Consider the following 15439-nt stretch of genomic DNA (forward strand, 5'->3'; position numbering starts at 1 on the left):
GTGGATGAGTTCGCCGGGCCGTTCGCGTTCGTAGCGGCGGATGAGGGTGCCGGTGGGCCGGTCGAGCCACGCGAGGCGGTGCAGGTGGTGACGGGTCAGGATCCGGTGGACGGTCGAGGCGGGCAGGTCCAGGATCGGTCCGATCCGGGCCGGTCCCAGCTTGCGGGCCTGCCGCAGTGCACACACCCTCGCCTCGACCGCGGCCGGCGTGCGGTGCGGGGTCGTATGCGGGCGGCTGGAGCGGTCGTGCAGCCCCGCCTCGCCCTCCGCGCGCCACCGGCGGACCCACTTGTGGGCCGTGGCCCGCGAGATCCCCATCTCCGCCGCGACATGAGCGACCGGACGGCCGGATACGACACGTTCGATGAGAAGCCGTCTGCCATGAACGGTCAGCCGGGCATTACGGTGGGACACGAAGACCTCCGAGTGGTGCAGTCCTAGACAGCTCCACCACACCGGAGGTCTTCGCCATGTTCAAGACCCACCACTGTCAACAACGCTCGTGATCAATACATCTAGGGCTTGTCCGGCCGATCATGTGACCGCTTCACGTCAGGGTCGTTGCTCTGGACATGGGGCGGGGTGACTTGAGTGATGCCGAGTGGGAGCGGCTGCGGTCGTTCCTGCCGGTCAGTAACGGGCGTTGTGGTCGGTGGCGGGATCATCGGCAGGTGATCGACGGGATTCTGCACAGGGTTCGGACCGGGGTGCAGTGGCGTGATCTTCCGGAACGGTTCGGGCCGTGGAAGACGGTCTACGAACGGCACCGGCTGTGGTCGGCTGACGGGACGTGGGAGCGTCTGCTCCAGCAGGTCCAGGCCGCAGCGGACGCCACCCCCACGTCCCCCAGGGCGGGGCGCAGAGGGCGCCAGTTGCTAACCGCGAGCCCGCTGGTGATCAGGTCCGCGTGGCGTCCGTCCCGATCATGACCACCGGGGCGATCACCCCGGCCAGCAGCGACATCGGCACATCGGAGGCGTCCCGCCGTGCGAGCGCACCATGCGGAGATCTTGGCTAGATTCTGCGCCAGAGAATGGCCGGGCCCGACCTTTCAGGGTGGCTTAGAAAGCAACTACTGTAATTCCCTAACCTCGCACCCATGCCGAATCTATCTCCCCGGAGGCGTTGAGTGGCAGTCTCAAAGAAATTTATGCCAGCAATCATTGTCGCACTGATGTTCGCCTTTTCGGGGACATTCAATGTCGCCCGGGCGCACGCGATTACAAGGGCGGATGATTCGAGTCCAAGTTTGATAAAGGAGTGCGGGGACAAGGAATTCACCACGCGACTGAAACTGTGTAATAATTATTCAATACCTGGAGGGATTCGTTTAAGAATTGGGGGGCCAGAGGATCCTCCGAAGAACGGGGATTGCACAGTGGCATTCTCTGTCTTCAAAGGGGAACTTTCGAAGAAGTACGCCTTGACGGCGGGTCACTGCTATAAGAACAGTCGACCCTCGGTGTACAGCACGCCTGACTATTTTGGGCAGATTCAGGATGTGCACTACTCCTTGGATCAGGATTCGGCGCTGATCAAGAGCGTCGATGACAACTGGAATCTGTCGATCATTACAGGCGGGGTGGAGAGTAAAAGCCAGCGAACGATACGGGGCACCTGGAAACCGGGCCAAGGGAAAACAGTATGCCTTGGGGGCTCGTTCACCGGCGAAGTGTGCGACGTCCTGATACGAAGTAGTACGCCGCGCTGCTATAAATTCGAAATGAATGATGGCGAAGAGGTTGAACGTTGCGGTCTTATAGCGGGGCAGAAGATCGGGTCGCGAATTGTACAACGGGGAGATAGTGGAGGGCCAGTCTACCGAAAGGCTGGCAGCAAGTTCGCGGACGCCGTGGGGATTATTATTGGAGGCGGCTCGACGACCGGCGGCGCTGGGGCGGACATGGTCTACTACCGCCCTATAGCTCAAGTACTCAGCGACCAGGGCGTTGAACTTTTCACCTGCCACAATGAAGCCCCTGAGGTCTGCAGTTAACGGGAAATTCGGTGACTGAACCCCACCATGCAAGATTTGCAATAGGCTAGTTGGGCGCTGGTATCGCTGAGGTGGCCGCCGCGCTCTCCGAACCAGGAGAAGCCTGCACGTACTGACTAGGACCTGTCCTGGCGATCATCCGGTAAGGCGCCTCGGTGATATTTTGACCGGAATCGTGGGAAGGGGCGGGCGAATCCGTGGACAGTGACCTGCGGCGCGCGGTGGTCGTGACGCTTGGCGACCTCGGGCGAAGCGATGACTGGCGTGACCGGGCGGATGCCGGTCACAGCCTGGCCGGTTTCGCCGAGATACCGGAGGCCGTTGAGCCGCTGCTGGGGCTTGTGCTCGACCGTGGCGACACTTTCGTCACCCGGCGGACCGCGGAGGGCTTGCTTCGGCGAAAGGACAGGGTCGGACTGACGATAGTCGCGTCCGCACTGGCAGTCGCCAATGACAACCACGCCGATCACATCCACACCGCGATCGTCGATGTCTTCAGCATCTTCTCGGACGACCTGGACGAGGCGCTACGGCTCTGCGAGGAGATGTCGGGCGACACCGACGATCGTGTTGCCCGGGGAGCCCGCCGGCTGTACGAAAGCCTGGCAGAGATCGATCCCGTCCTCCGCCCCGCATAGCGGGGGTTCGATCGCTGTTGTGAGGTGCAGATCCTCGACGAACGTTGCCGGATCAGTGCCACGGAGCATTCCCGTCGATCATGTGCGGAGCCAGATCGTTAGAGCTGCCGCAGTTGCTGTGCCGAGGTAGACGTAATGGCGCTTGTCGTAGCGGGTGGCTACCGCCCGGTGCTGCTTCAGCCGGTTGATAGCCCGTTCGACGGTGTTCCGTTTCTTGTACCGCTCCTCGTCGAAGCCAGGTGGCTTCCCGCCGCGTGAGCCTTTGCGCAGGCGAGCGGCCTGGCTGTCGGTCTTCTCCGGGATCGTGTGCCGGATGCCCCGGTGCCGCAGGTACTCGCGGCACGGTCCGTTGCTGTATGCCTTATCGGCGGCGACGCTGTCCGGCTTCTTGCGGGGCCTGCCCGGCCCGGACCTAGGGACTCGGATCTTCTCCAGCACCGGTTTGAACTGCGTGCAGTCCGCCCGCTGGCCGGGGGTGACGATCAAGGACAGCGGGCGGCAGCGGCCGTCCGCGCTCAGGTGGAGTTTGGTGGTGAAGCCGCCGCGCGAGCGGCCCAGGCCCTCACCTCCCGCACCACCTCCACCAGGCGGGCGTGAAGGCTCTGCCACGGCGTTTCGTCCTGGTGTTCTGGAACTTCCGCCCCCTTGGAGGTGGGGGCCGGCGGTGGGTCGATGCGGGCGCCTGCCGCGTGCTGATGCGCCCGCACGATGGTCGAGTCGACCGAGACGTCCCAGTCGATCTCACCCGCCGCGTCCGCTGCGGCCTGGACCTGCTGGAGCAGACGCTCCCACGTCCCGTCAGCCGACCACAGCCGGTGCCGTTCGTAGACCGTCTTCCACGGCCCGAACCGTTCCGGAAGATCACGCCACTGCACCCCGGTCCGAACCCTGTGCAGAATCCCGTCGATCACCTGCCGATGATCCCGCCACCGACCACAACGCCCGTTACTGACCGGCAGGAACGACCGCAGCCGCTCCCACTCGGCATCACTCAAGTCACCCCGCCCCATGTCCAGAGCAACGACCCTGACGTGAAGCGGTCACATGATCGGCCGGACAAGCCCTAGACGGCCGGCGTTTCGAAGTGGAAGCTGCTCGCCCTTCTTCAGGGGTAACCAGGGGTGCTTGCTGTTGGGAGGGCGCCATCCGCCTTCACTGTTCTTCATGCACTGATTGTTAGGCCATCCCCCCTCGCATTGCTACGGACAGGGCAGCCAACCTCTTGGGCCTGCACTCGACTACGACCGTCCTGGGCACGCGGCGGCACCGATCGGCCCACACCTGTTTGCCGAAGCCGCGTGGCCTCATGCTCCATGCCCCGGCCAGTTCCGCCACGATGCACAACCCATAGACCCCCGACCCTGCTGGGCCTTGCCGGCTGTTGCGCCGGATAGCGGCGGGATTCATCGCTCGCCGCGATCCGCAGCCGGTCCACCTCCGACAGGGGACAGACCGCGCAGCAGGCTCCAGGCCGACGAAGGCAAGAGGTCCACGGCCGCGAAGAAGACGGCGAAGAAGACCACCCCCGCAGGCGCAGCGCCTGACCCGCAGCCTCTGTCAGGCGCCCGGGCCGCCTCCCAGCGCTGTCCAGTGGGTGTCCTGGCCGTCCCACTGGTAGACGGTTGCCTGGTCGGGGTTGAGGCTGTAGAGGTGGTGGTCGCTGACGGCGAAGGTACCGCCGTGCCCGCCGATCTTGCTCCAGGTGTCGGCGGCATCGTGGTAGCTGAACAGGTCGCCCGTGTCGGGATTGGTGGCGAACAGGCCCGCGCCGCCGGCGTAGATGGTCTTGGCGGCGCCGCCGATCCTCGTCCAGGACGTCCCCTCACTGGACCACATGAACACCGCCGATCGGTCAAGACTGAGGCCGTAGAGGTGGCGGTCGCCGACGGCGAAGGTGGCGCCGGGTCCGCCGACCTCGGTCCAGGTGTCGCCCTGCCCCGTGTAGTGAAAGATGCTGCCGGTGTCGGGGTTGGTGGCGAACAGGCCCGCACCGCCGGCGTAGATGTTCCTCGTAGGGCCGCCGATCCTCGTCCAGGACGTCCCCTGGCCGGACCACACGAACACCGCCGAGTGGTCAGGTGCCAGCCGGTACAGGTGCTCACCGCTCAGGGCGAATGCCGCCCCTGCTTCCCCGATGGGAATCCACTCGCGGGCACCTTGGAACTTGTAGATCTTTCCCGTGTCGGGGTGGGTGGCGAAGGTGCCCGCCAGGCCCGCGTAGACCGCGGAAGCGGGCCCGCCGATCTGGGCCCACTCCTGGCCGTCACCGGACCACCGCCACACCGAACTGTGATCGGACCGCAGCACATACAGCTCGTCCTTGGCCGTCACGGACAACGCTGGGGCGCGCTGGACTTCTTCGGAATGCTGATCCGCGGGCGGAGCCGACTGGCTGCCGGCGGGGGGCACAGTGCCCGCAGGAGTAGCGGGCTGGGGTGACGGCGGTGGGCTGCTGGCGGAGGCGGTCGGCAGTGCAGGCGGCGCGGTGGTCGCGGGGTGCTTGCCGTCGGAGACCACGGTGCTCGTGTCACGGGTGTGCAGGGCCACGGTGGTGCCGGCGGCACCGGCCAGGACCGCGCAGACGGTGGCCAGCACAACCCAGCGCGTACGCCAGCGCCGCACGGCACGCGCAGCACGACCGCTGGGGACCTTCGTGCTGGTGAAGGGGTTGTCCGATGCGCCGATGAGTTCGCCGCGGACAACGCGTTGACCGGCGGCCGAGCCCTCACCGCTCCAGCCCAGCCGGTCGTTGAGCCGCGACAGCTCCCAGTGCTGCCCTTCGAGCGCGGCGCGTACCTGCACCAGCAGCACCGCGATCTCCCCGTCGGCGTCCGGGCGCGCCGGCACGAGCTCCCCAGGCGTTGGTGCCTGGTCGGCTCCCGTGCTCGAGGTGTCCTGTGCCTGCTGCTGGTAGCGCTCCTGCTCCTGGTGGGCGCGGGCGTGTGCCACCTGTGCGGCGGTTTGGATCTCCTGCGCGCGGGCCAGTTGCTCGGTTGCCTGGCTCAGCGCACCGGCCTGCGGCGGTACAGGCTCCGCCGGATTGTGGTGCGGTGCCTCGGCGGCCGGTCTTCCCACGGTGCTGCCGGCGGGCGGTGTCTCGGCTTGGAGGCGGGTGATGATGTCGCGCAGGACGTGCACGAGTTTCGCCGATTCGCGCAGGTCCGCCTCGGCCTGACGCTGCGCCCGCACCGCGTGGGTCAACGCGTCGCGCGGAGTACTGGCCGGCGGCGGCTGACCGCGCTCGGCGGCCAGTGCCGCACCGAGCAGGGCGTTCGCCCGCTGCCTCCAGCGCTCCCGCCCGGGAGCGTCCGGGACCCGGTCCTGCAGCAGCTGTTCCAAGAGCTCGGCGGTGATGATTTTCGCGCCGGAGCGGTAGTTGCTCCAGCTGGTCTTGCTGGCGGGGTAGAGCTCGGCGAGCTCTCGCACCGTGGCGCTGCCCGTCAGCTCCCGCACCAGGGCGGCTAACTCGTTGGCTTGCGGGGTCTGCCCTTTCGGGCTGCCCTGGGGCCGTCCAGCTCGTGTCGGCATTGCTGACCCCTTGGTTGTCCGTGGCCAATCCGGGGGTTGTCCGCACCTGACCTGCGTTCTCCCGCCCAGCAGTAGAAGGACAATCACACCAGGCCACAGCGTGGGTCTCCAGCACTTCTCGGACAAACTCTGGAGACCCTGTGAATCCTCCAACTCCCCCAACCCGCACCGGGACCCGGCGGTGGCGCCAAGGTCCGTCCCCCGCAAGGAGGCGCTCCCGGCCGAGGGCGGTTCTGCGGCGGATCGGCGTAACGCTGGCCGTCGCCCTGACCGCGGGCCTGCTGGCCGTCGTCCCGGCCCACGCCGACCCTCCAGCCAGCGCGCCCATCGCCCTGGAATCCGTCACCGCCACCGCCGACGACCACCTCTTCGCCCTGGCAGCCGACCACACGGCCGTCTACACCTGGTCCGGCACCGGCACCGACTGGACCAAGGTCGGCGGCCCCGCCGCCCACCTGTACGGCGGCGGTGCGGGACTGTTCGCCACCAACCCCGACACCGGCAAGATCCTGCGCTACACCGGCACCCCCGAGCTCTGGACGCCGGTCGGCGAGCCGGGCGCCGCCTTCGTGATCGCCGGAGACCGCCTCTACGGGCTCAGTTCGGACCGGACCGCGGTCTACCAGTGGTCCGGCACCGGCACCGACTGGACGAAGGTCGGTGGCCCCGCCCAGGACCTCATCGCCGGCGGCGCGGGCCTGTTCGCCACCAACCGCACCGACGACGGGGGCATCTTCCGCTATAGCGGCGAGGGGGAGGACTGGACCCGGGTGGGAGATGCCGGCGCCGCGTTCGCGGCCACCGGCGACCGCTTGTACGGGCTCAGTTCGGACCGGACGGCGGTCTACCAGTGGTCCGGCACCGGCACCGACTGGACGAAGGTCGGTGGCCCCGCCCAGGACCTCATCGCCGGCGGCGCCGGCCTGTTCGCCACCAACCCCGACACCGGCAGCATCTTCCGATACAGCGGTGCAGGGGAGGACTGGAGCGGTATCGGCTCGGCAGGATCCTCCTTCACCGCCGGCGACCACCGCCTGTACGGGCTGAGCCCCGACCACACCACCGTGTCCGCCTGGTCCGGCACCGACACCACCTGGACCTCCCTCGGAGCCCCGCGCACCCCCCAGCCCGCGCCGGACCCGGACCCTGCCGCCACGCCGGCAGATCCCGCACCGCCTGCCACCGACGAACCCCCAGCCACCCAAGAACCCACCTCGGCTCCGGTCCAGGCCACCGGGCCGCCCGACACCCTGGACGAACAGAGCGTCCGCATGGCCGTCACCGCCCAGGACGACCTCTACACCCTGACCGCCGACAACAGTGCCCTGTGGCGCCGCAGCGGCAGCCGGTGGGAGCAGATCAGCGGTCCTGCCGGCTCCGTGTATGCCGGCCGCGCGGGAGTGTTCATCACCCGCCCCGGCACAAACACGCAGATCAGCAAGTACAACGACGAGACCCGGGCTTGGGAGCCGATCGTCGAGGCGAACGGCAGCTTTGCCGTCACCGGTGACCACCTCTACCACCTCACCCCCGACGGCGTCGGTCAGTGGGACGGCGAGGAGTGGACCAAAATCGGCGGACCGGCAAAGAACATCTACGCCGGGCGTGCCGGACTCTTCGCGACCAACCCCGACACCGGCGACCTGTACCAGTACAACGACAAGCCCGACAAGTGGACCCGGATCGGCGGCCCCGGAGCCCAATTCGCCGTCGGCCACGACCACGTCTACCGCCTCAGCCCCGACCACACCGCCGTCTACGAATGGACCGGCAAGGGAACCGACTGGACCCGGATCGGCGGCCCCGCCCAGAACCTCTACGCCGGCGGCGCAGGCCTGTTCGCCACCAACCGCGACACGGGCAACATCCACCAGTACAACAACACCCCCGATGCGTGGACCGAGATCGGCGGCCGCGGCGCCACCTTCGCCGTCAGTGACACCCAGCTCTACGGCCTGTCCCCCGACCTCACCACCGCCTACCGATGGAATGGCACCGGCCAGGAATGGACACGGATCGGCGGAGCCGCCGACGTCGCACAACAACACCAGGACGAACAACTTCTCTCTGAGCGCTGCGGCCAGGAGTGCGTCGAGAAGTACCGCGAAGCCAAGAAGATCCTCGAGACCAGCGTCACCGACTGGCTCAAGGAAAAAGGCGCCGACATCCTCCTCGACCTCTTCAGCGTCGACGACATCATCAAGTGCGCGCACAAAGACGCCGCCAGCTGCTTCGAGGTAGTCATCGACGCTGGCAGCACCGTCCTTTCTATAGGCGCCTACAGGAAGGCCGCCAAGTCCACCAAAGCAGTCGCCACAGTCGCCAAAGACCTACCCAAATTCCTGGAGAAGGCAAAGCAGGCCCGCGACACCTACGACCGGCTCCGCAAGATCCTCGACACCGTGCAGCGGAACCAGCCCGATAAGCCGGACGATCCGCAGCAGAAGCCATGCCCCGTAAACAGGCCGGCCAACACCGCAACAGCCACTGCCTACACCACCACCAGCGACCTGCATCACGGTACTGAACTCACCTCGGCCCGCTACACCCGGCCCGCGTTCGCCACCGACGTCTCCGACTTCCCGGATCAGACCGACTGTGAAGACGACCCCACGTGGGGAGGACGTGTCGTCTTCACCCGAGACGAGTACAACCGCCCGCACGAGATGAAGGCGATCATCACATCGGACATGCTCAACAAGGGCACCAAAGCTAACAATTCGTTGAGGCCGCCCGGCTTCCTGGGAGGTAACGAAAATCAGGCACGAGGTCACCTACTGGCCGCCATGCTAGGGGGATCCGGAAACACCCTGGATAACCTGTTCACCATCACACAGGACCCCACGAACACTCCGAAAATGCGTGCCTACGAGCAGATCATCTTCGACGCCGTAAAGGGAGGCGACATTGTCATCTACAGCGTCTTCCTCGAGTACTCAGACGATCTGGCAGACTCGGTACCGCAGTGGATTCAGCTTGAAGCAAAAACCGTCCACGGCTATATCGTGGAGGACCAGTTTTTCAACCCCGCGCACGATCAGCAACAGCAACTGCGAGGACACCCGTGACCGCCATCAACGACCTCACGGTGCTCTGCCCGCCTCCTGCCCACACGCCACCCGTGGACTGGGCAGCGGTGGAACGCACACTGGGTATGAGGCTGCCCGGCGACTACAAGGAGCTGGCTAGCAGCTACGGCCCCGGCGCCTTCTGCGGATTCATCCACCTCTACCATCCGCTCGGGTTCACTGAGTGGGTCAATCTGACCGGTCCGATGCCTGCCAGAATTCGAGGGCAGCTACAACAGGAACGTGGACGCGCCGGCTACCCCGTCCCGTATGACCCACGTGACCTGTTCGCGATGGGCGTGACCGACAACGGCGAATACCTTTTCTGGGTCGGTGGCCCAGAAACTGAATCCGCCGACTGGCACATTGCCGTGAACGAAGCACGGGGCCCGGGCTGGTACCACTTCGAGGGGAACCTCACGCGATTTCTGTTCGAGGTCCTCAGCGGTCACACCAAGATCCCCCTCTTCCCTGACGGCCTCCTCTACGAAGGAGTCTCTTTCTCCCCAGCGTCAGCACCGAGGCACCAGCTACGGCCACCGGCCCCAGACAGAATCATCGCCCCGCAAGCCGTCCGTCTCTGGGCTCGCGCCAACGGCTACCAAGTACCAGATCACGGCCGCATCCCCGCCCAGATCACCAACGCATGGGAAGAAAACAACCCGACCTGAAGCTGACCCTCCACGCCACGCACGTGCCATAACGGTCGCCGAAGGAGGCGGAGGCCGAGGTCCAAGTGGCCGCAGGGAAAACTCACCGTCCCCTGTTGGGGCCCGCTCACGTCCCCGTGCACGCCGGAGCGGCCGGCGGCTTCACGTTCCGAACTCCTCGTGAAGATCCACGGCGTCAGCAGCACACTGCCGGTCTTCGCGGGCGATACCGACCCGGCCGTCGTGCTCGGACCGGAAGGCCTCACCACCGTGGCCCGCAAGGGCGCTGCCTACCCGAACCTCGAAGTCCTCCAGTACCGGACGGGCCAGGGCCGCGGGTCCTGACGAGGGACAAGACGGCGTCACGCGACTTGTGAAGCAACGGACTGAACGCGATCCCGACCTTCCCCAACGTCGACTGTGCCTGCATCAACGGCATCCACACCACCGGCTGACTACCTCTGCGGTGGGCCGTCCCAGCAGCCTCCGGGACGGCCCACCAACCGGCCCCCGGTCCGGGGGCGCCTCGCATGCCGCCTCGCGCGGCCTGCGCGACCATCCCGGGCTGCCCAAGAACCCAGCCGGGCGCTCATCACCCGGTTCCTATATCGGAGAAAATCATGGTCGCTGAAGAGTTCGTTCGCGTCATCGGGCGCCGAAATGCTCTGCGTTACCTGGGAGTCGGGGTGCTTGGCACCGTCGTTTCTGCGTGCTCGGGAAACGGTTCTGGTGGCGGGCCCAGGGCCCAGGCCCTCAGGGCGTTCGTGAAGGGGACCTGGTCGTACACATCCAATCAGGGCCATGAAGGAACCCTCGTCGTCCGGGACGACGGGACGTGGACGACGACCCAGTGGGGAGGGATCAGCGGCCGGTGGGCGTACAGGGACGGGGTCCTGGCGGTCCCCAGCCTGGAGGGCAGCGAAGCTGCCGACTGGCAGCAACGCGCTCTCACCGTCCGCGAGATACCGGAAGAGATTTCCCCCGACCTCAGCCAGACCTTCCCTCTCGTCCCGGCCTGGGCCGAGGTCGGCGGAGACGGAGACGGAGACCTCAACATACGCGTGAAAGGAAAGACCGTCCGGCTGTCCTTCGGCAGCGGACAACGCAGCATCACCTGCACACGCGCTTGAGTGGCTGCGTAGGTGAGGAGCAAGAGCGGATTTCGGCGGCTTGGGAGAGCAGCAGTTGACCGGTCGGCCGCAGAATGTCGCCGAGTTGCCGCAACGCTGCGCCAGCGTGTCCGTGGGTACTGCATGGCAACGACGAAACTGGCCAAGGTAGCCGGGCTGGATTGTGACTGGACGGGCGGCATAGGCCGCCGGAACATGGCGCGCACGTGCGAGTGCCGCCCCAGGGGAGGGCCGTCAGAATGAGCAAGAACGATGGAGAAGAATCCGGCAGTCAGCGGCCTTGGCAGGGGTCGCGGGCGGGCGGAGGCGCAGGTGTCGGCGGGCGTGGAGGCCCTGCCGGACCGGGGGGACTCGGCCATGGGCTGATCCCCTCAGGCGCACAGATGCCTCAGCCGGTGAAGAGCCTTCGCGTGTTGATGATGATCCTGGGCGGCATACAGGCCGTCCTCGGACTCGCTCTGCTGACCAACAGCGTGGCCATCGCCACCGCAATCTGGGGCGAGGCCGACGCCTCGACCCCGTGCTGCACCACGCCAGGCGAAGCTCATTCCGGGATCGTCGTATTCGCCGGAGTGCTCATCCTTGCCGTTGCCGCATGGGGCGTTACCACCGCCCTCAAGTTCCCCACGCGCCACCCCAACCTGCGCGTCTCCGCCGTCGCGTTCGTTTGGACGGCGCTGCCCTTCACCCTGGCATTCTTCCGAGTGATGCCCCTTCTGGGACTGCTCTGGCTCGTGCCGGCCATCCTGGCGATCGTCCGCCCCCACCAACCGGAGAGCCGTGCTTGGTTCGATCACTAGCACCTCTGAGGTAGGACCGCCCCAATGAAACCGAGCAGCTCCTGATAGGCGGCCAAAGCCCGACGAGACCTCAGCTGGGGAGCAGGATTCGGCAGTCGGTCCTGCCACGGCCGTTGATCGCCAAGTACAGGTCAGCGCCGGGCTCGACCCCACCCTTGGGCGCCTCGTCCCGCAGGGCACACCCACGGGCGCGAGGCGCGCACCCAGGCGCTCTCATCACTGAGCGACGCCAACTTCCTGGGAGCGACGGTGCTCTCACTCCTGAGCTAGATGCTCTCCGTAACCCATCGACACAACCAAGCCCCGGAGGCAGGCAGTGAGCACAACACCTTTACCCTCACCCGGTACTGACACCCCACGATCGTCCACCCCCACTTCTCAGCTCGGCGCAGCTGTAGATCCGGAGGAAGAGGGCGGGTTGGTGTATCGCGGAATGAAGATGGTGGCCGCCGTCATGCTGGTCTGTGCGCTGGGGGGCTGCGGAGGTGGAGGCGGGGGCTCAAATGGTGACGGCGAGCATGGCTCTGGCTCCCCGTCGAGCAGCTCGAGCGTGCCATCGGCCGTACCGCGGCTCGCGGTGCCCGCTGTATTCGACGGAACCAAAGGCTGGACTCGGCCGGCACAGAGGAAAGGCAACATAGCCCTCGCGCCCCTGGCCGGTCTGGTCATCACGGCGACTCAAGCCAAGGACGGCTACGTCCTGACAGCGCAGGATCTAGGAACGGGCGCGGTCCGCTGGTCCACGACGCCGTGGTGGCCCTTCGACTCTGTCCGTCACGAGTTACCCCAACCGGAGATCGTGACCACCGGCGGAAAGGAATACATCGCGCTGTCGATCAGTGGAACCCCCGGCGAGGACCCATTGACCAACGGCAAGCCGACGGTCCGTATCGCGGTCTACCCTGCAGATGCTTCGGGCAGCACGGTGCTCCCGACACGAACCATCGACATCCCCGCGCAGGAGACCGGCGACCCGCTGCCAGCCGCTCACGGCGGCTCCTTGCTCGTCTCCTTCGGTGAACACCAAGCCGTCACTGCGATAGACGTGGCAACCGGCAAGGTCACGCCCTACACCAGTGACGAAATCCGCAAGGCCCCGGATCAAAACCTTTGCCGGGGCTGCAGCAACGGAACACCCGTAGGCGTCACGCCGCGCGGTCCGCTGGTCCAGGGCGGCGGAGGCCATTTCTGGGTGCCCGGCGCATGGTACGACAGCTCGCACGTCCCTCCCGGCGCGTACGTGACCGGAGGCGGCGACCTGGCGCAGCTGACGGCCGTAGGCGACCTGGTGATCGCGGGGTGGCCGACCAGGAATGAAGGCCGAGAAGAGACTGGCCAGCGCGTCTGGGCAGTACATGACGCATCCACCGGCACGGTCAAGGCGTCAGTTACGTGTGAGACCGCTGTCAGTTCCCCGGGAGGAACCCGCCCTGAAGGCGTCCATCCCGTGCTCTCGCCCAACCAGCGCTATCTCGTGGACGGAGTACTGGCCTTCGACCTGTCCACCGGCAAGGGGCACTGCGCATCCGGTACCACCGACAAGGAGGCCGTCTTCACCGCCATTGACAGCGACGGGACTGCCTACGGTCATACGGGCGCCGGCGATGCCGCGATCCCTGTCAGCCTCTCCATCCCCACCCAGACGATCACCCTGCTGCCCCCTGACACCAAAGTACCGACCGTGATCCTCAAGGACCAGGCGGTCTACCTGGGCGGGGACGGCGGCGCGTACAGCGTGGTCGTGTACCCACGACGTTGAGCCGCCACGAACAGGTCGTACTTCACCACCAGGGTTTCCGCAGGTCAGGAAGTGCCCGCCCCACGGCGATCCGATTCCCCGCGCTGGAGTTGTTCCGCTCTGCGCATGACGCGTGGTCCCAAACTGGTCCCAGAACTCAGACTGCCTGCCATCGACCCGGCACGCCTCCACCTCGCCGCAACCGCGTCCCATAAAGCCCTCTGTCCGCGCGTCCCTACGCCAGAGTGACCGTAGTCGTCGTGGCCATTTCCGCATGGGGTCCATCCCCGCGCGAGCGGGGAGCAGCCGTATCCCCGCTGGCCGCAGGGTTATCCGGGGGGTCCATCCCCGCACGGGCGGGGAGCAGGGCATGTCGGGCGCCCCCCGCCAGAACAGGGCGGGTCCATCCCCGCGCGGGCGGGGAGCAGGCTGCGTGACCTGCGAACTCAGCCGCAAGAGGCTCGAATTTCGAGCACTTCCATCGAATCGGACATTACGGACCCCTGCGCCTTTTTGGATTCCGTGGTCACTGAACGCACCGCTTGGGACGATTAACCCCTTCCTGATCTCCGCAAGATACCCCCGGCGAACGCCACGCAGTGTCGCCACCTACGCACAACCGAAGCGAGATGGACGATCCGGAGCATCACCAAACCGCCTCGAGCACCCCAAAGTGCGACCTGTTGCCAGACGCAGAACCTGCCAGAACCACGACTACTGCAGTTCCCCACGCCTGCCGGCGGAGCCCCGCCGGATGCATCCGGCGGAGCCCTCACCTCTCACACACGTCTCACCAACAGCACCGACGCCCCTGGACCACAAGACCCCGACCTGGCACTACGCCACTTCCCTGCACCAGGTGGACGCCTCTGGACGGCCCCTACGACCTGTAACGTGTAGTACCGAGGATGTGTCCCAAGATCACAACTGGCCGTGTTCTTGCTGGTCAAGGCAATATTGCAGGGTCTTAATCCGCACTTCGCTCACCCGCTCGCACTCCTCCTCTCACATCTTTTCAGCGGCCAGCTCGGCGACGACGAGTGAGGCTCCTGACGTCAGGAAGCCCTGACCGGTGCCTCGATCGTCGCCCATAGCGCCGCGGTGGAGTCCCGGGCCCTCACCCGTCTCTTGCCCGGCTGGGAGCCAGCCGGAGTGATCAACACCCTGCGGCTGGCCCGCACGACCTACCCCGAAGCCGGCAAGCACGGCCTCGACCCGCTCATCGAGCACCTGCGCCTGCCCCTGGCCGACCTCCCAGGCCAGCGCCACCGCGCCGGATACAACGCACACGCCGCCGGCCTGCTCCTGCTCGACCTAGGCGCCCATCACGACCCCTAGGACGAGTTGGTCGCCGTCGCTGTCCCCAACACGATGCCGCCACGGGGCTCGCTGGTTATCCGCGCCGCCGGGAATCCCCGGAAACTTCCGAGACCCACCTGCGAAATCTCGAAATATGAAAACGAGTCGACGTCAGCCAGACCGAAGCGCCCTCATCTGAGGATCAAAACAGTTCAAGCCAAGGTTCTTGGCAACATTCGCCACGTAGGCGGATACCACTTCAGCACTGCTCCATGCAAGCGTGAGGTACACATATGGCCCACTCGCTCCTTCAGAAAGCGGCGTTGAAGCCCAAGGCGTATCGTCTCCCGTATCTCTATCAGGCCAGCGATCAGTGAGGACGGCCAAGAATTCGGCAACAGCCGTCGTAACCGGCAACAACTCATCGCCCTCGAGGTATCTATCAAATAGAAGATCATGCGCTCTAGCTGCTTCACGAGCATTTGATGGCACATCACCCTGCCAAACTGCCAGGTCGTAGCTCATTCTTCACTCATCTCGCTCATGGGCAGTGCGCAGCTCTTGCCTCACCAAAAAAGCCCACATTGCACTG

13 protein-coding genes and 1 pseudogene are annotated in these 15439 nt (G+C 66.1%); 10 read left to right on the top strand and 4 right to left on the bottom strand.

Translation table 11 applies throughout. From position 1 onward, the window contains the following. The coding region (locus tag G3I60_RS36860) for a leucine zipper domain-containing protein (protein WP_164606949.1) at positions 1 to 414 on the bottom strand (414 nt) is incomplete at its 3' end. A gap of 158 nt (positions 415 to 572) precedes the next feature. Between G3I60_RS36860 and G3I60_RS36865 the strand changes: the two are divergent. The 3 genes and pseudogenes from G3I60_RS36865 to G3I60_RS36875 form a co-directional block, all read left to right on the top strand. Then, positions 573 to 830, top strand: a pseudogene (locus G3I60_RS36865) (transposase); the annotation flags it as partial. 344 nt (positions 831 to 1174) lie between these two features. After that, positions 1175 to 1996, top strand: coding sequence for a trypsin-like serine protease (locus G3I60_RS36870; RefSeq protein ID WP_239070733.1), 822 nt, complete (start codon positions 1175 to 1177; stop codon positions 1994 to 1996). 197 nt (positions 1997 to 2193) lie between these two features. Beyond that, complete coding sequence (locus tag G3I60_RS36875) at positions 2194 to 2634, top strand: hypothetical protein (protein WP_343241806.1); 441 nt, start codon at positions 2194 to 2196, stop codon at positions 2632 to 2634. Positions 2635 to 2712: 78 nt separating this feature from the next. Here the strand turns inward: G3I60_RS36875 and G3I60_RS36880 are convergent. Then, a protein-coding gene (locus G3I60_RS36880; protein WP_275405993.1) for an IS5 family transposase occupies positions 2713 to 3644 on the bottom strand; the annotation gives its coding sequence in 2 pieces (ribosomal slippage) (positions 2713 to 3306 and positions 3309 to 3644; 930 coding nt in all). A gap of 547 nt (positions 3645 to 4191) precedes the next feature. Next, positions 4192 to 6162, bottom strand: a complete 1971-nt coding sequence (locus tag G3I60_RS36885; protein ID WP_164297618.1) for a hypothetical protein — start codon at positions 6160 to 6162, stop codon at positions 4192 to 4194. A gap of 140 nt (positions 6163 to 6302) precedes the next feature. On the opposite strand from G3I60_RS36885, the gene G3I60_RS46940 reads away from it, so the two are divergent. The 7 genes from G3I60_RS46940 to G3I60_RS36920 all read left to right on the top strand — a co-directional run bounded on the left by G3I60_RS46940 (position 6303) and on the right by G3I60_RS36920 (position 14886). Then, a complete protein-coding gene (locus G3I60_RS46940; RefSeq protein ID WP_343241805.1) occupies positions 6303 to 9230 on the top strand; it encodes a DNA/RNA non-specific endonuclease in 2928 nt (975 codons plus the stop codon). After that, on the top strand, positions 9227 to 9901 hold the full coding sequence (locus tag G3I60_RS36895) for an Lsr2 family protein (RefSeq protein WP_164297616.1): 675 nt from the start codon (positions 9227 to 9229) through the stop codon (positions 9899 to 9901). Before G3I60_RS46940 ends, G3I60_RS36895 begins: the two co-directional genes overlap by 4 nt. A 159-nt stretch (positions 9902 to 10060) precedes the next feature. Next, positions 10061 to 10225, top strand: a complete 165-nt coding sequence (locus G3I60_RS36900) for a hypothetical protein (protein ID WP_164297614.1) — start codon at positions 10061 to 10063, stop codon at positions 10223 to 10225. Positions 10226 to 10644: 419 nt separating this feature from the next. Further along, positions 10645 to 11010, top strand: a complete 366-nt coding sequence (locus G3I60_RS36905) for a hypothetical protein (RefSeq protein WP_164608304.1) — start codon at positions 10645 to 10647, stop codon at positions 11008 to 11010. 410 nt (positions 11011 to 11420) lie between these two features. Then, positions 11421 to 11810, top strand: coding sequence for a hypothetical protein (locus G3I60_RS36910; RefSeq protein WP_164297611.1), 390 nt, complete (start codon positions 11421 to 11423; stop codon positions 11808 to 11810). A 550-nt stretch (positions 11811 to 12360) separates the two neighbouring features. Next, a complete protein-coding gene (locus tag G3I60_RS36915; protein WP_164297609.1) occupies positions 12361 to 13569 on the top strand; it encodes a hypothetical protein in 1209 nt (402 codons plus the stop codon). A gap of 1131 nt (positions 13570 to 14700) precedes the next feature. Beyond that, on the top strand, positions 14701 to 14886 hold the full coding sequence (locus tag G3I60_RS36920) for a hypothetical protein (protein WP_164297607.1): 186 nt from the start codon (positions 14701 to 14703) through the stop codon (positions 14884 to 14886). A gap of 132 nt (positions 14887 to 15018) precedes the next feature. Here G3I60_RS36920 and G3I60_RS36925 read toward each other — a convergent pair whose 3' ends face one another. Continuing rightward, positions 15019 to 15372 (bottom strand): hypothetical protein, encoded by a 354-nt coding sequence (locus G3I60_RS36925; RefSeq protein ID WP_164297605.1) that lies wholly within the window; start codon positions 15370 to 15372, stop codon positions 15019 to 15021. Positions 15373 to 15439: the final 67 nt, after the last annotated feature.

This window comes from Streptomyces sp. SID13666, from assembly GCF_010548325.1.
Taxonomy (GTDB): Bacteria; Actinomycetota; Actinomycetes; order Streptomycetales; family Streptomycetaceae; genus Actinacidiphila; species Actinacidiphila fildesensis.